The organism is Bradyrhizobium sp. 930_D9_N1_4 (assembly GCF_052076015.1).
In the GTDB taxonomy this organism is placed as follows: Bacteria; Pseudomonadota; Alphaproteobacteria; order Rhizobiales; family Xanthobacteraceae; genus Bradyrhizobium.
Map to the genome: position 1 here is coordinate 5321937 of NZ_CP197236.1, position 17064 is coordinate 5339000.

Consider the following 17064-nt stretch of genomic DNA (forward strand, 5'->3'; position numbering starts at 1 on the left):
TCGGGTTTAACGCGATGTCGCCTTAGTCCCCTGTGTCAATCCGACGCGGGCGAGCAGGTAGTCGATCAGCGGCCAGAACAGCAGCACAATAGCCAGGGTTGTGATCGAGCCGACCAGCCCGTTCGACCAGAACACCCCGAGCTTGCCGCCGGAGCCGATCATCGACAGGCGGAAGGCATCCTCGGCGCGGTTGCCGAGCACGAGCGCCAGCGTGAACGGCGCCAGCGGAATGCCGATCTTCTTGAAGACGTAGCCGACGACGCCGAAGCCCAGCATCAGCCAGATGTCGAACATCGCATTCTGGATCGCGTACGCGCCGATCGCGCAGGACACCACGATCATCGGCGCCACCGCGGCGAACGGCACGCGCAGGATCGAGGCGAAGATCGGCACCGTCGTCAGCACCAGCACGAGGCCGACGACGTTGCCGAGATACATCGAGGCGATCAGGCCCCAGACGAAGTCCTTGTGCTCGACGAACAGCAGCGGACCCGGATTGAGCCCCCACACCATCAACCCGCCGAGCAGGATCGCCGCCGTGCCGGAGCCGGGAATGCCGAGCGCCAGCATCGGCAGCAGTGCCGCCGTGCCGGAGGCATGCGCGGCCGTCTCAGGCGCGAACACGCCCTCGATGCGGCCCTTGCCGAAACTCTCGGGTTCCTTCGAAAAGCGCTTGGCGAGATTGTAGCCCATGAAGGAGGCCGCAATCGCGCCGCCCGGCGTGATGCCGAGCCAGCAGCCGATGAAGGAGGAGCGCAGCAGCGTCATCCAGTATTTCGGCAGATCCTTCCAGACGCCGAGCACGACGCGGAGCGAAATGCTGGCGGCGTGCCCGCGCAGCGCCAGCCGCTCCTCCATCGTCAGCAGGATCTCGCTGATGCCGAACAGGCCGATGACGGCGACCAGGAAGTTGATGCCGCGCAACAGCTCGGCCGAGCCGAAGGTCATGCGCAGATTGCCGGATACGGTATCCATGCCGACGCCCGCGAGCAGCAGCCCCAGCGACATCGAGATGACTGTCTTGTGCTTGGCCTCGCGGCCGAGGCCGACGAAGGAGCAGAAGGTCAAGAGATAGACCGCGAAGAACTCCGGCGGGCCGAACTTCAGCGCAAAGGACGAGATCATCGGCGCGAGGAAGGTGATCAGCAGCACCGCGACCAGCGAGCCGATGAAGGAGGAGGTGAACGCTGCAGTCAGCGCCTCCGCCGCCCTGCCCTGCTGCGCCATCGGATAGCCGTCGAAGGTGGTCGCGACCGACCAGGCTTCGCCCGGGATGTTGAACAGGATCGAGGTGATCGCGCCGCCGAACAGCGCACCCCAATAGATGCAGGACAGCATCACGATCGCCGAGGTCGGGTCCATCGTGAAGGTCAGCGGCAGCAGGATCGCAACGCCGTTGGGGCCACCGAGCCCGGGCAGCACGCCGACGAAGATGCCGAGCACCAGCCCGATCATCATCAGCACGAGCGTCTTCCACGTCAGCAGGACGGCGAAGCCGTGAAGCAAGAGACCGAGAGCTTCCATCGCAGGTCCGCCTAGCGGCCGAAGGCCGCTTCGAGCGGCCCCTTCGGCATGATGACGTCGAAGGCGACGTCGAAGGTGACGAACATGATCGCCGTGAACAGGAAGGCAGTGAGCAGCGACTTCCACAGCGCGATCTTGCCGACCAGGCGCATGAAGCCCGAGATCAGGAGGAAGCTCGCGACGTAGAGGCCAAGGAACTGCATCACCAGGCAGAACAGCAGCGTCGGCACGAACACGGCCATGACGCGACGGGCCTGCGCACGGGTGACGAAGGTCTCGGCCGCCTTGCGGTGTGCGACCAGCGCAACGACCAGGCCGTAGAGGCTGCCGCCGCCGAGAATGATGGAGAGATAGAACGGGAAATAACCGGGCTCGGGCCCGGTCGAATCCCAGGAGGCACCGGTGCGCCAATTGTCGTAGCCGAGCGTTGCCGCCAGCGCGAGCAGGAGGAGACAGACGACAATCTCGATCGTGCCGGAGGAGACGACGGAGGGCGAGTCGTCTTCAGGCGCGGTCGGATCGTCGACGACGATTTCAAGATCGGTTTGGGACATGCTTTGTCAGGGACGGAGTGCTGTCAATCCTCCCTCGCCCCACTTGCGGGGAGAGGGTTGGTGTGAGGGGGAGTCTCCGCAGGGACGGCGAGCATTGGACTCGCGGAGAGAGCCCCTCACCCCAACCCTCTCCCCGTAAGAACGGGGCGAGGGAGTAGAGCATCCTACTTCGCGACGAATCCGGCTTCCGTCATCAGCGCCTTGTTGGTGGCGTCGTCCTCCTCGAGGAATTGCACCATGTCCTTGCCCGTGAGGAAGATCGGCTTCAACGCCTGCTTTTCCATGTAGTCCTTGTATTCCGTGGTCTGCGTCACCTTGTGAAACAGATCGACATAGAACGCCTGCTGCTCCGGCGTGACCTTGCCGGGCAGGAACATCGCGCGCAGCATCAGGTACTGGACGTCGACCCCCTCCTCCTTGCAGGTCGGGATGTCGGCCCAGGACTGGGTGTCCGTCACCTTGCTGGTGTAGGAGATGCGCTCCTTGTCGAACACGCAGAGCGGGCGCACCTGGCCGGCGCGCCAGACTTCGAGATTTTCGCTCGGGTTGTTGACGTTGGATTCGGTGTGATTGCCGACCAGCTGGGTCGCGGCCTCGCCGCCGGACTTGTAGGGCAGATAGGAGAATTTCGCGCCGGTCTTCTGCTCGAGGAAGACAGTCAGCACGTGATCCTCGCGCTTGGAGCCGGTGCCGCCCATCTTGAACGGCGCGCTCGCCGCCTTCGCGGCCGCGACGAATTCCTTCACCGTCTTGGGACCGGCGCTGTTGTCCCACAACACGAACTGGTCGAGCGCGATCACCGAGACCGGGGTGAGCTCACGCCAGTTGAACGGGATCTTGGCCGACAGCGGCAGCATGTAGATCAGCGAATAGGCGATCAGCACCTTGTTCGGATCGCCCTCGCTGGACTTCATGTACATCAGCGCTTCCGCGCCCGACGCGCCGCCCTTGAGCGAGACGACGATCGGCTGCTTCATCAGATTGTTCTTCTGGATCGCAGCCTGCATCATCCGCGCCATCTGGTCGGAGGCGCCGCCCGCGCCGGCCGCAACCACGATTTCGACCGGTTTGGCCGGTTCCCAGCCGGCAAAGGCCGGCGTCACGCAAAATGCTGCCGCCAGGGTGATCGCGGCCTTCATTCCATGTCCCACGCGCATCTTCCCTATATTCTTGTTCGGATTGGCAATTCGCGAAGTCGAGCGGACCGCATTGTGCGGGCGAATGCCGCCCAGTTCAAGCCGGCCGGCGCCGCCCCGCTTATGACTTTGGAATGAGACCGATTGCAAGCACGACCTGCCCGCAAAAAAGCGCGGGCCCCTTGCGGGACCCGCGCCATTTCGAAAAAGCAATGCGCCGGCTGACTAGACCAGCAGGATGTCATGCGGGTTGATCACCGCCCCGGCCTGGACCACGACGACCGCGACTGACGAGCCTTGGGTGCCGTCCGCGCTGAAATAGAGCGTCTGGTTGCCCGTATCGAAGTGGAATTCGGCCGCGCCCGAGAAGGTATTGTCGGCCGAGGTCTCGAAGATCGACGTCACGTCCATGCCGGACACCAGGCCGCCGCCAAAACTGCTGGCGGAGATGGCGATGCGGTCATGCTCGGTGGTGTTGTTGAAGTCCATGATCTGGCCCGGTGCGGTCGGCGGCTGGAGGAACGCGAACACATCGTTGCCGCTGCCGCCGGTCATGACATGGCCGGAAGCCGTCCCGATCAGGACATCATTGCCGCCTCCGCCATTCAACGCCTCGGTCCCGTTGGTGGCGACGATGATGTCGTCGCCACTGGTCCCGTTCAGCACCGAGGCGCTGGCGGCGTTGTTGATCACGGTCGCGGTTGCGGTGTTGGAAGATGTGGTCATCCCGTCGGAGGCGGTGTAGTCGAACGAGCCGCCGGCCGTTGCATCATCGGTGAAGAAGGCAAAGCCGAAGGCGGCCCCGGCGCTGCCGCCGGAGCTCGACGTGACCGCGCCGAGCGAGTGGCCATCCGCCGTGTCGGGGTCGGTGTCGTTCAGTGCCAAGGCCCAGGCGGCAATGGCGACCGAGCCGCCGGCACCGGCGTCGGTCACCACCGTCTCGCCCACCGCAGTCGGCGCATCGTTGGTGCCGTCGATCGTGACGGTGACGTCCTGAATGACCGTGCCGCCGTGACCGTCGTCGACCGTCACGAAATAATCCTGGGTCAGGGTCTGGCCCTGCGCCAGGAACTGGATGTCGGAATTGTTCACCGTGAAATGCCAGCCGACCGAACCCGCCCCGCCGGATTCGCTGACCGGATCGAGCGAGAACGTGCCGACATAGTTGCTGTCTGCGGGCACGAAGCTGACCGTGTGCGTATCGGCCGTCTCGGCATCGGAGAACGAGAACGAGCCCGAAGTTGACTCGGTCGCCGGCCCCGTCGCCGGACTGACGTTCACGGAGTCGAGGATCATGCCGTTCGTGAAGTTGTTGTACGTGAATTGCAGCGTCGAGGTGGACAGCAGGGGATCGCCGGTCACGTCGAACGCGTAATGATGAATGCCCGGCGTGACGCCGGTCGACATCAGCGTGACGCCATCCCAGATCACGGAGAACGGCGTGCTGGCCTGTTCGGGATCGCCGACCAGGTCGAAGCTGAGGAAATAGTGCTGGCCGGGCGTGGTCGCGATCACCTGGGACAGCGTCTCGTCGAAGTCGGTCGGAGCAAGCTGCACCGAATAATGGCCGAAGCTGCCGCCGAACTCATATTGCTGGACGTGTATGTGCGTCCCGGAAGTCGACCAGCCGGAAAGGTTTCCGCTCTCGAAATCGCCGTTGACGATCGAGGCGGGACCAGCATCCTCGGTGACCGATCCGCTGGCATTGGCCGCCGTGATGATGGGATAGTCGTTGGCGCCCGCGACGTTGAAGGTCAACGTCGTCGTCGCCTGATGGCCCTGGCCGTCGTCAACGGTGAAGTTGAAGATATCGCTGACATTGTCGCCGGCCTGGAGCGGATCGACCGAAGCGTCGGCGTAATAAGCATAGCTGCCGTCCGAATTGAGCAGCAGTGAGCCGTGGGCGCCGGCGACCATCATGCCGACATTCGCGGCGCTGCCATTCACCTCCGAAACGATGCGCGGCGTCGACAGGTCGATTGGATGGCTCACGTCGGAGATCGCGCCACTGGCAAGCACGTTGCCGGCATCGGGCACTGCGGTGTCGGACGTCTCCACCGTGACCGGGGTAATCAGCAGCGGATCCGAGGCGCCGTTGATCGTGACCGTCACCGTCTGGGTCGAGGTCGTGCTGCCGTCAGCGACGACGACGTCATATTGCACCGTGAGCGTCTCGCCGGGGCTGAGGAAGTCCAGATCGCCGTCCCTGATCGAGAAGGTCCAGTCGATGCTGCCGACGCCCGTTCCGGTCGAATCGTGCAGGGCGGTGGTGAGCGCGCTCTGGAGGTCCGCCAGCGTATCCGACGGCACGAAATTCGGATCGAACGACCACACCGCGGAGTTCAGCACGACGCTGACGGAGTGAACGTCCGACAGGTCGACGTCGTCGAAGCTCAGCGATCCCGTCGGCAGCGGGCTCGTCGTGTCCATCGCGCTCGATCCCGTCACGCCGGCTTGCTCCGACAGCGACGCCGAACCCGGTCCGCCGGTCATCGCCACCGCGTCATTGGCACCGGTGATGACGACGGAGACGGTCTGCGTCGCGTTGGTCGAGCCGTCGGCGACCTTGACGTTGTAGTTCACCGTCAGCGTTTCGTTGGCGGCGAGGTAGTCGAGGTCCTTGTCAGGAATCGCAAAATTCCAGTCGATGCTGCCGGTGCCCGTGCCTGTGGAATCGTGCAGCACCGTCGTCACAGCATTGGCGAGATCGGCCTGCGTCGCGGCGGACGGCGTCGGTCCGGAACTCGAAGCCAGCGTGACCGTCACAGTGTGCGTGTCGCTGGTGTCTGGGTCGGTGAAGGCGAGCGTGCCGGCCGGGGTCGTCGGCGTTGTATCGGGTACCGATGAACCCGTGGTGGCGTCCTGCTCGGCGACCGTCGAGGACTCCGGACCGCTCGTGATCACGACCGGATGATTGGTGCCCAGGATGGTGATGGTGACGTCCTGCGTGGTGGAGCCGCCGTGACCGTCGTCGACCGCAACGTGATAGACGAGCTTGAGCGTCTCGCCGCCATTGAGGAAATTGGTCGACGCGTTCGCCAGCGCGAAATTCCAGTCGACCTCGCCGATCAGATGGCCGGTCGAATCCTGGAGCGATGTACCGAACGCAGCGAGCAATTGCGCGTTCGTCAACGGGATCGCACCGCCGCCCGAGCGGGTCGCCGTGACCGTCGTCGAGACGGTATGAGCGTCGGCAAGGTCGATATCGGTGAAGAGCAGGCTGTCGTTGGCGTGGAGGTTGCCGGAGGAGTCCAGGTTCTGATCCTCGACAAGCGCGGCCGATTCCGGGCACGACAGGTAGATCGGCTTGTCGTTGGTGCCGACCACCGTCACCATGACGGTCTGGGTCGAGATTCCGCCGGCATGGTCGTCGAGCTGTACTGTGTAGGTGATGTCGAGATGCTGACCCGCCGCGAGATAGTCGAAGGCCAGATCGGGCGCGGCGAAGGTGGTGTTGATGGTGCCGGTCGAGGATCCCGACGTCTTGATGACGTTGTCGACGTGGTAGAACGACATCAGTTCGGCCTGGCCCCACGGACCCGGCAGCAGGCCCGCGGTGGCTCCGGCGGCGGACACGCCGATCACGGTCGCGGTGTGCCCGGTGTTGGCGAGGTCGTCGTCGGTGAAGTTGAGCGCGACGTGAACCGTGTCGGGCGTGAGCGACAGCGTCTGGTTGGTCTGCTCGGTGACGGTCGCGGCCGTCGTCATGTTGATGACCGGCTTGTCGTCGGTGCCGGTGACCGTGATCTTGACGGTCTGGATGGCGTAGCCGCCGTGGTTGTCGGAGACCTTGACGTCATAGGTCAGGACCAGCGTCTGGTTCTTGGCGAGGAAATCGAAATCCTGGTCCTGGTCGCTGAAGCTCCATTTGAGCTGGCCGTTGCCGTTTGAATCGCTCAGGATCTGCGAGTGCATCGCGGCCTGGAAATGCGCGAGCGACGCCGCAGGGACCACCGTTCCGCCGGAGACCACCGCGGAATGCAGCGTCGCGGTCGTCGTATGGCTGTCGGTCTTGTCGCTGTCCTTGAAACTCATCGTTCCCGACAGCGTGCGCAGCGTGGTCGAATCGTTGAGGTTGGCGAATTCGGTGAAGCTGCCCGTGGCGGATGACGAGGTGAAAACCGGCGTGTGATTGGTCATGGAAAAATCCCTGCCTGCGTTGCCATGAAGGCGCCGCCGCATGAGGACGCGGCGACGTGACTAATCGGTCTGAGAAATCAGACGAGACTCAAACGGTCTTGAAGCAAAGGCCTAGAATTGGGGGCGTTGGCTTAAGGGTTTTGGTTCAGGAGCTCTGGCTTGTTCGCGAGGTCGTGCCTGGCGTCGGGATGGTCAGCAGCAATGAAATTCTGGCGCGGCTCGCGTCGTGAAAAACTACGTCGCTACTTCTACAGTTCAATTTCAGTTCAATGACATCAGGTTGCGGCACGGCCCTGGAGAACACTTCACGCAAATTCACATCACTCAATTCGACTGCACTCAAAATCACTTGCCGGCCTGTCGGCTCAAAAAATGCGAGACGGCATCATGCAACCCTCGCGATCTTATGCCTGAGCTCGCGGCCCCGTCAACGTAAACGCGCAGGCGTGCATAGCCGCAATCGCGGTTCCGGAGGCCGGAACCGTTTGAGAAATTTGTGACAATCGAGATGGCAACGAACGGCTGACGATTGACGTCAGCAATCGCTTCCGCCTTTTGCGCCGTATCCGAAGCGGCGCAAAAGGCAAAGGATCCGCGCTACTTGCCCTTCCAGTTCGGCGTGCGCTTGTTGAGGAAGGCGTCCATTCCCTCGCGGAAATCCTCGCTCATATAGGCCTTGAGGATCAGGTCCTCGCCCTGTTCGCGCGACAGCGTGGGACGAATGCGGCGGACGGCTTCCTTGATCGTCTCCAACGTCAGCGGGGCATGGCTGGCGACGAGCCTTGCGGTTTCGTCCGCGCGGCGCTGCAGCGTCTCGACGTCGGGCACGATTTCGTTGAGCAGGCCGAGCGACAGCGCTTCCTGCGCTTCGACGAGCCGTGCCTTGAATATCATATCCTTGGTGCGGGCCGGACCGACCAGCGCGACGATGCGGCTGACGTTGGACATCGACAGGCAGTTGCCGAGCGTCCGCGCGATCGGGAAACCCATCCGCGTCGTCTCAGTCCCGATGCGGAGGTCGCAGCAGGCCGCAATGCCGGCGCCGCCGCCGGTGCAGGCGCCCGCGATCGCGGCGATCACGGGCACGCGGCACAGTTCGAGCGTGCCGAGCACTCGGTCGATGCGCGCCTCATAGTCGAGCGCATCCTGCGGCGTCTTGAAGGCGCGGAATTGCGAGATGTCGGTGCCGGAGGCGAATGCCTTGTCGCCGGCGCCGGTGAGGATCAGCGCCTTGATCGAGCGGTCGGCGTTGATCTCCTGGCAGATCTCCGCCATGCGATCATACATGGCGAAGGTCATGGCGTTGCGCGCCTGCGGGCGGTTAAAGGTGATCCGCGCGATGCCGTCCGTGACGGAGTAGAGCAGATCTTCGTTGGTCGTCGTCGGTGCGTTCATCGCGCGCTCACTTCACTTTTCTAGAGTAGTTCAGGCCACCTGAGCCTTAAGCCACCTGGGCCTTGGTCATCGGCACCGCGTCGCGTCCCTTCAGGACGTCCATGGCCGCCAGCACGCCGCCGCTCCGGTGCGGGATCTTTGCGAGATCCAGGCCCATCTCGACGCCGGCGAGCGTGCCCATCAGCATCAGATCGTTGAAATGACCGATATGGCCGATGCGGAACACCTTGCCCTTGACCTTGTTCAGGCCGGTGCCGAGCGACATGTCGAAGTTTTCCAGCACCACCTTGCGGAAGGCATCGGCGTCGTGTCCGTCGGGCACGCGCACGCCGGTCAGCGCCGGCGAATGCGCGGCGGGATCGATGCACTGCGTCTCGAGGCCCCAGACCTTGGCCGCGGCACGCGTCGCCGCGCTGTGGCGCTTGTGGCGGGTCCAGACGTTCTCCAGCCCCTCCTCTTCAAGCATCTTGACCGCTTCGCGCAGGCCGTAGAGCAGATTGGTCGCGGGCGTGTAGGGGAAGGTGCCGAGCTTGTTGAAGCTGATGACCTCCTGCCAGTCCCAATAAGAGCGCATGCCGGGATTGGCCTTCGCAACGCTGAGCGCCTTTTCCGAGACGGCGTTGAAGCTGAGGCCCGGCGGCAGCATCAGCCCCTTCTGGGAGCCGGCGACCGAGACGTCGACGCCCCAGGCGTCATGCTCGTACTCCATCGAGCCGAGGCCGGAGATGGTGTCGACCATCAGCAGCGCCGGATGCTTGACGCGGTCGAGCAGCTTTCGCACGTCGAGCGGCGACGTCACGCAGCCGGTCGAGGTCTCGTTGTGGACGACGCAGACCGCCTTGATCGCGTGCTGCTTGTCGGCGCTCAGGCGCTTCTCCATCTCGGCCAGGTCGGCGCCATGGCGCCAGTCGCTCGGGATGAAGTCGACGTCGATCTTGAATTTTTCGGCGATGCCGCGCCACAGCACGGCGAACTGGCCGGTCTCGCACATCAGCACCTTGTCGCCGGGCGCGAACACGTTGACCATCGCCGCTTCCCAGGCGCCGGTGCCGGACGAGGGGAAGATGATCACGGGCTGTTTGGTGCGGAACACACGCTGCATCGAGGCCAGGACCGCGAAACCGAGCTCGGCGAACTCCGGACCGCGATGGTCCAGCGTCGGCATGTCCATCGCCCGCAGCACCCGGTCGGGCACATTGGTCGGTCCTGGAATCTGTAGGAAATGCCTTCCAGTATGCACGGTCATCGGCGTCCTTCCCGGTCTAGCCTTGATTTTGATGGCCGCCGAATAGCACCATTTGACCGGCTTGTCCCCTCTCCTAAAGGCGCTTCCCATGCAAAGGCGGCAGCCCTCGTGCTCCTACTCCGCGGGCACGACCTGGCCCGAAGGGAGGCCCCCCTCCACCTCCGTGAACGGGCGCTCGGGATGCATCAGGAAAGCGGACAGGCCGCCGACCAGCAACAGCCCCATCGACATCAGGAACGGCAGGTACCAGTTGCCGGTGGCGTCGATCACGAAGCCGGCAACGAGCGGCGACACGATCGCCGCGAAGGCCGAGCCGGTGTTCATGAGTCCCGAGGCGGTGCCTGAGTATTTCGGGGCGATGTCCATGGGGATCGACCACATCGGGCCGATCACGAGCTCGGCGCAGAAGAAGCCGGCCGACAGGCACAACGCGACGATGGTGATGTCGTGGACGAACAGGATCGGGAACAGCGAGAGCAGCGCGCCCGTAAATCCCGCAACGGTGACGCTCAGCCGTGCCAGGCGGACATTGCCGGTGCGGTCGAGGATCTTGTCCGACAGCACGCCGCCGACGCTGTCGCCGACCACGCCGGCGAAGAAGACGCCGGAGGCGAACAGGGCCGAGTTCTTGATGTCGAGACCGTAGTTGTTCTTGAAGAACAGCGGCAGCCAGTTCAGGTACAGCCACAGGCACCAGCCGTAGCAGAAATAGGTCAGCGTCACCGGCCACATGCGCCGGAGCAACGGTCCCCAGGGCACGCTGGGCCGCTCGCCGGTCGGGCGCGTCGGCAGTGTCGCAAGCTCGGCTTCGGTGATCGAAGCATGCTCCTTCGGCTCGTTACGGAAATACCAGACCCAGATCACGCCCCAGATGAGGCTGACGAAGCCGAGCACCACGAATGCGCCGCGCCAGGTCAGCCACAGGATCAGCAGCGCGACCATCGGCGGTGTCACGGCATTGCCGAGGCGGGCGAAGGAATGCGTGAGTCCTTGCGCGAAGCCGCGGCGGTTCGCCGGCGTCCAGTATTGCATCGCGCGCGTTGCGGTCGGGAACGTCGCGCCCTCGCCGAAGCCGAGCGCAAAGCGCGCGACGAACAGCGCCGCGAGGCCGTTGACGAAGCCCGTCGAGATGGTCGCAGCCGCCCAGATCATGCCGCACCAGAACAGCGTCTTGCGCGGTCCGAAGCGATCGCCGACCCAGCCGCCGATCACCTGGAACAAGAGATAGGGATAGGCGAAGGCGGAGAAGACGAGACCGAGCTGGGTGTTGGACAGACCGAGCTCCTTCTGGATCTCGCTCGCGGCGGTACCGATGTTCACCCGGTCGACATAGGTGATGAAATACATCGCGCAGAGCATCGCCAGCACGACATGCGTGGCCTTGAACCTGACACCCATCTCCACCCTCCCCGATTGCTTTTTATGATTGGCCTTGCGCGTGCCCTGCGCGATCTAGGTGCCGACCACTTTCAGATGCGGCGACGCATTGCCCTGCGGGCGCTGCTCCAGCAGCTTCATCGCGGCATCGACGCCGCCGGCACGATACGGAACGCCGGCGACCGACAGCCCCATCTCCACGCCGGTGAGCGCGCCCAGCAGCGTCAGCGCGTTGCATTCGCCGAGATGGCCGATGCGGAAGACCTTTCCGGCGACCTTCGAGAGCCCGGAGCCGAGCGACATGTTGTAGTTCTCGAGCACGACTTTCCGGAATTGATCGGCATCATGGCCCGGCGGCATCAACACTGCGGTCAGCACGGGAGAGAACTCGGCCGGCTCCTGGCAAAGGATCTCGAGGCCCCAATGATTGACGGCGGCACGCGTTGCGGCAGCCAGCCGCTGATGCCGCGCGAAGACGTTGTCGAGCCCCTCTTCGAGCAGCATCGCGATGGCCTCGCGCAGGCCGTAGAGCAGATTGGTCGCCGGCGTGTATGGGAAGAAGCCGTTGGCGTTGGGCTTGAGCATCTCTTCCCAGTCGAAATAGGAGCGCGGCATCCTGTTGGTCTTCGCGGCAGCCAGCGCCTTCTCCGAGATCGCGTTGAAGCCGAGGCCGGGCGGCAGCATGAAGCCCTTCTGCGAGCAGCTGACGCTGACATCGACCCTCCACTCGTCGTGGCGGTAGTCGACCGAGCCGAGCGAGGAGATGGTGTCGACCATCAGCAGAGCCGGATGCGAAGCGCGGTCGATCGCGGCGCGGATCTCGGCGATGCGGCTGGTGGCGCCGGTCGAGGTCTCGTTATGCACGACCATCACGGCCTTGATCGCGCGCGCCTTGTCCTCGGTGAGCCTCGCCTCGATCGCGGCCGGGTCGGCGCCGCGGCGCCAGTCGCCGGGGACGAAATCGACCTCGATGCCGAAGCGCCCGGCCATCTGGCGCCACAGGGTGGCGAAGTGGCCGGTCTCGACCATCAGCACCTTGTCGCCCGGCGACAGCGTGTTGACGATCGCGGCTTCCCAGGCGCCGGTCCCCGACGAGGGGAAGATGATGACCGGACCCTTGGTCTGGAAAATCTTCTGGCTGCCTTCGAGCACGGCCCGGCCGAGCTCGCCGAACTCCGCGCTGCGGTGGTCGATCACGGGCATGTTCATGGCGCGCAGCACGCGCTCGGGGACCGGGCTCGGGCCCGGAATTTGAAGGAAATGGCGTCCCTGATGCATGAAAACCTCCTGGCGGCGGGTTCTGGCCGACTCTGGAGATAATTTTGCATTCATTTTTTGTATATTCAATCAGAATTTGGTATTCGATTGTGGGCGTCGACGCGACCAATCGGGCAAACTATTGTGCTGCAAATGAAATCCACGATTCCCGATACCGGGGTTCCCATTGCCCCGCCCGCCGCGAATGGCGGCGATCACCAGGAAAACCGTCACGAGGCCTCGCTTCACGGCGAGATCCTGCTGCGGCTGCGCGACTATGTGGTCGAGGGCAACATTCCCGACGGCGCGCGCGTGCCCGAACGACAGCTCTGCGAGATGCTCGGCATCTCGCGCACGCCGTTGCGCGAGGCCTTGAAAGTACTCGCCGCCGAGGGCCTGATCGAGCTGCTGCCCAACCGCGGCGCGCGGGTCCGCCAGCTCAGCCAGCGCGACCTTGAAGAACTGTTCGACGTGATGGCGGGACTGGAGAGCCTTGCGGGGCGCCTTGCCTGCGAGGCTATTACGGACGAGGAAATCACCGCAATCGAGCAAATGCATTACGAGATGTATGGTCACTATCTGCATCGCGACATGCATGGTTACTTCCAGACCAACCAGCGCATCCACGAGAGCATCGTCGCGGCCGCGCGCAACGAGACGCTGAAGACCGCCTATGCCAACTTCGCAGGCAGGATCCGCCGCGTCCGCTACTCGGCCAATTTCGCCCGCAAGCGGCAGCGCTGGGCGGAAGCGATGCGCGAGCACGAAGCCATCCTCGATGCCCTGCGCCGTCGCGCCGCCAGCGAGCTCAGCGACATCCTGTTCCAGCACCTGCGCAATAAGCGGGCCGCAGCCATCGAGCACCTGACCGAGCCTCAAGACCCGGCGCCGACCGCGCCTTGACAGCGCCCGGTTTGCTCATTTTGAATTCATAATATAATCGGTCGTGGATAATAATGAATAACTCAGTGAAGCTGAGCCTCGCTGGGTCAGTCCGGGATCAGGGATGACAAACGCCTCCTCGCTCGAACGGCGCCTGCGCGCGGACATGACCGGCGACGTCCTGTTCGACGGCTTCAGCCGGGGCCGCTACGCCACCGACGCCTCGTTCTACCAGATCATGCCATCAGGCGTGGTCGTGCCCAGGACCATGGACGAGGCCCTGCGGGCGCTGGCGATGGCCCGCGACGAGGGCGTGAAGGTCACCCCGCGCGGCGGCGGCACCTCGCAATGCGGCCAGACCGTCAATGACGGGCTCGTCGTCGATCTCTCGAAGCACCTCAACAAGGTCCTGTCGCTCGACGTCGAGGGCCGCACCTGCGTGGTCGAGCCCGGCATCGTGCTCGACGACCTCAACCGCCAGCTCAAGAAACACGGCCTGTGGTTTCCGGTCGACGTCTCCACGGCCTCGCGGGCCACCATCGGCGGCATGGCCGGCAACAATTCCTGCGGCGGCCGCTCGCTTCGCTACGGCACCATGCGCGACAACACGCTGTCGATGGAGGCCTCGCTGGCCGACGGCACGCTGGGCCGTTACGGCGAGGTCTCGCGCGATCTCTCCGATCTCGATGCGAACGAGAGCGCGCGCGCCCTGTTCCGCGACATGCTGGATCTCGGCGCCCGTGAGGCCGACGAGATCGCGGCGCGCTTTCCAAAGGTGCAGCGCCGGGTCGGCGGCTACAATCTCGATGCGCTGACGCCGCGCAATGCGCGCAACAACATGGCGCATCTGCTCGTCGGCTCCGAAGGCACGCTCGCCTTCACCACCAAAGTCGAGTTGAAACTGTGGCCGGTGATCCGCAACAAGGCGCTCGGCATCTGCCATTTCGGCAGCTTCTACGAGGCAATGGATGCGGCCCAGCATCTCGTCAAGTTGAAGCCGATCGCGGTCGAGCTGGTGGATCGCACCATGCTCGCGCTCGGCCGCGACATCGCGATGTTCAAGCCCATCATCAACGCTGCGATCAAAGGCGATCCGGATGCCGTGCTGGTGGTCGAGTTCGCCAAGGAAGACCAGGCGGATAATTTCGTGCGCTTGAAGCAGCTCGGCGAGCTGATGGGTGATCTCGGCTTCGGCTGGAGCAACGAGACGCGCAAATGGGGCGGCGTGGTGGAGATCACCGAGCCCGCGCTCCAGAGCGGCATCGCCGATTTCCGCGCCGCCGGCCTCAATGTCATGATGTCGATGAAGCAGGAGGGTAAGCCGGTCTCCTTCGTCGAGGACTGCGCCGTGCCGCTGCCGCATCTCGCGGACTACACTGCGCGGCTGGGCGAGGTGTTTGCCAAGCACGGCACCAGCGGCACGATGTATGCGCACGCCTCCGAGGGCTGCTTGCACGTCCGCCCCGTGCTGAATTTGAAGCTGGAGAAGGACGTCAAGGCGATGCGCGCCATCGCCGAGGAAGCCTTCGCGCTGGTGCGCGAATACAAGGGCTCGCATTCCGGCGAGCATGGCGACGGCCTGGTGCGCTCGGAATTTCACGAGACCATGTTTGGCGAGCGCCTCGTCGCGGACTTCAGGGAGGTGAAGCACCGCTTCGATCCCGACGGCACGCTCAACCCCGGCAAGATCGTCGATGCGCCCAAAATGGACGACCGCTCGCTGTTCCGCTTCAAGCCCGATTATCGCGTCGGCGAGTTGAAGACAAAGCTCGACTGGTCGGCTTATCCCGGCGCCGGCGGCGGTTTCCAGGGCGCGGTCGAGATGTGCAACAACAACGGCGCGTGCCGCAAGCTCGAGGGCGGCGTGATGTGCCCGTCCTATCGCGCCACGCGCAACGAAAAGGATGTCACACGCGGGCGCGCCAACAGCTTGCGGCTCGCGATCTCCGGCCAGCTCGGCCCCGATGCGCTGTCCTCCGACGAGATGATGGAGACGCTCAAGCTCTGCGTCTCCTGCAAAGCCTGCCGCCATGAATGCCCGACCGGCGTCGACATGGCCAAGATGAAGATCGAGGTGCTGGCCGCGCGCGCGGCCTCGCACGGCCTGACGCTGCGCGATCGCCTGGTCGGCTACCTCCCGCGCTATGCCGGCCTTGCCGCGCGCTTCGCACCGATCGCCAATTTGCGCAACGGCAGCCCGTTGCTGCGGAAGCTGTTCGAGCGTTTGGCCGGCATCAGCGCCCGGCGCGCCCTGCCCGCCTTCCGCAGCGACGTGTTTGTGCCGCCGACGGACAGCGTCGGTCCGGAGACCGGCCGCGAAGTCGTTCTCTTCGCCGACACCTTCAATCGCATCTATGAGCGCGAAAATCTCGAGGCCGCGCTGCGCGTGCTCGCGGCAGGTGGCTATCGCGTGCATCTGCCGAAGCCCGCGAGCGGCAGCCGGCCGCTGTGCTGCGGCCGCACCTTCCTCTCAGCCGGCCTCGTCGATGAAGCCAAGACCGAGCTCGACCGTCTCGTCGCCGCTTTCGCACCCTTCGCCGCGCGCGGCGTGCCGATCGTCGGCCTCGAGCCGAGCTGTCTGCTGACGCTGCGCGACGAGCTCGCCTCGCTGCGCAAGGACAACGACGCCAAGGCTGTCGGTGCCCATGCGCTGACCTTCGAGGAGTTTCTGGTGCGCGAAGCCGAGGCCGGCCGGCTGCAACTGCCGTTGGGTCATGTGGCCGACAAGGCCGTCGTCCACGGCCATTGCCATCAAAAGTCCTTCGGCGCGTTCAAGCCGGTCGAGCAGGTGCTGCGTTTGGTCCCAGGCCTCAAGGTCGAGACCATCGAATCGAGCTGCTGCGGCATGGCCGGCGCCTTCGGCTACGGCGCTGACACATACGATGCCTCCATCGAAATGGCCGAGCTGTCGCTGCTTCCGGCCGTGCGGCGCGCGGACCAGAACACGCTCGTCGTCGCCGACGGCACCTCCTGCCGGCACCAGATTTACGACGGCACCCAGCGCGAGGCGCTTCACGTCGCGCGCGTGCTGGCGATGAGCCTCGACCGCTCCCAGACCCGATCCACAACCACTCCCACGACAAAGGAAACCAGCCATGGCTGACCTCACGCTCGACACCGCCCGCAAGATTCTCGACGCCGCCTTGGCAAAGGCCGGCGAACTCAAGCTGAAGCCACTGGTCGTCACCATCCTGGACGCGCGCGGCGTGCTCAAGATCGCAGCTGCCCAGGACGGCACCAGCCTGATGCGCGCCGAGATTGCGCACGGCAAGGCCTATGGCGCACTCGCCCTCGGCATGGGCTCGCGGGCCCTATTCCAGCGCGCGCAGGAGCAGGCCTATTTCATCGACGCCGTGAATACGATTGCCAAAGGTGCGCTGGTGCCGGTCCCCGGCGGCGTGCTGATCATGGACGGCACGACCTTGCTCGGCGCCGTCGGCATCTCCGGCGACACCTCCGACAACGACGAGGCCAGCGCGGTGGCGGGTATTCAGGCGGCGGGGCTGAAAGCCAACGCGGGCTGAGATGCCGTAGGGTGGGTTAGCGCTGCGGA

11 protein-coding genes are annotated in these 17064 nt (G+C 64.5%); 3 read left to right on the forward strand and 8 right to left on the reverse strand.

The window, feature by feature from the left end; translation table 11 throughout:
* Window positions 1–6 precede the first annotated feature (6 nt).
* From AB7532_RS25335 to AB7532_RS25370, 8 genes are all read right to left on the reverse strand, one after another.
* Window positions 7–1524, reverse strand: coding sequence for a tripartite tricarboxylate transporter permease (locus tag AB7532_RS25335; RefSeq protein ID WP_441237415.1), 1518 nt, complete (start codon window positions 1522–1524; stop codon window positions 7–9).
* 11 nt (window positions 1525–1535) lie between these two features.
* On the reverse strand, window positions 1536–2078 hold the full coding sequence (locus tag AB7532_RS25340; protein ID WP_441237416.1) for a tripartite tricarboxylate transporter TctB family protein: 543 nt from the start codon (window positions 2076–2078) through the stop codon (window positions 1536–1538).
* Window positions 2079–2242: 164 nt separating this feature from the next.
* Complete coding sequence (locus tag AB7532_RS25345; RefSeq protein WP_441237417.1) at window positions 2243–3217, reverse strand: Bug family tripartite tricarboxylate transporter substrate binding protein; 975 nt, start codon at window positions 3215–3217, stop codon at window positions 2243–2245.
* A gap of 222 nt (window positions 3218–3439) precedes the next feature.
* Window positions 3440–7354, reverse strand: a complete 3915-nt coding sequence (locus AB7532_RS25350) for a beta strand repeat-containing protein (RefSeq protein WP_441237418.1) — start codon at window positions 7352–7354, stop codon at window positions 3440–3442.
* Window positions 7355–7951: 597 nt separating this feature from the next.
* Entirely contained in the window at window positions 7952–8749 is a 798-nt protein-coding gene (locus tag AB7532_RS25355) for an enoyl-CoA hydratase/isomerase family protein (RefSeq protein ID WP_441237419.1), read from the reverse strand.
* A 46-nt stretch (window positions 8750–8795) separates the two neighbouring features.
* Window positions 8796–9995, reverse strand: coding sequence for a pyridoxal-phosphate-dependent aminotransferase family protein (locus AB7532_RS25360; RefSeq protein ID WP_441237420.1), 1200 nt, complete (start codon window positions 9993–9995; stop codon window positions 8796–8798).
* A 114-nt stretch (window positions 9996–10109) separates the two neighbouring features.
* Complete coding sequence (locus tag AB7532_RS25365; RefSeq protein ID WP_441237421.1) at window positions 10110–11393, reverse strand: MFS transporter; 1284 nt, start codon at window positions 11391–11393, stop codon at window positions 10110–10112.
* 54 nt (window positions 11394–11447) lie between these two features.
* Entirely contained in the window at window positions 11448–12650 is a 1203-nt protein-coding gene (locus AB7532_RS25370) for a pyridoxal-phosphate-dependent aminotransferase family protein (RefSeq protein WP_441237422.1), read from the reverse strand.
* A gap of 132 nt (window positions 12651–12782) precedes the next feature.
* On the opposite strand from AB7532_RS25370, the gene AB7532_RS25375 reads away from it, so the two are divergent.
* From AB7532_RS25375 to AB7532_RS25385, 3 genes are all read left to right on the forward strand, one after another.
* Window positions 12783–13532: a GntR family transcriptional regulator gene (locus tag AB7532_RS25375; protein WP_441237423.1), complete on the forward strand. Its 750-nt coding sequence runs from the start codon at window positions 12783–12785 to the stop codon at window positions 13530–13532.
* A gap of 103 nt (window positions 13533–13635) precedes the next feature.
* Complete coding sequence (locus AB7532_RS25380) at window positions 13636–16614, forward strand: FAD-binding and (Fe-S)-binding domain-containing protein (protein WP_441237424.1); 2979 nt, start codon at window positions 13636–13638, stop codon at window positions 16612–16614.
* Complete coding sequence (locus tag AB7532_RS25385) at window positions 16607–17035, forward strand: GlcG/HbpS family heme-binding protein (RefSeq protein ID WP_441237425.1); 429 nt, start codon at window positions 16607–16609, stop codon at window positions 17033–17035. Before AB7532_RS25380 ends, AB7532_RS25385 begins: the two co-directional genes overlap by 8 nt.
* The last annotated feature ends 29 nt before the right edge of the window (window positions 17036–17064 follow it).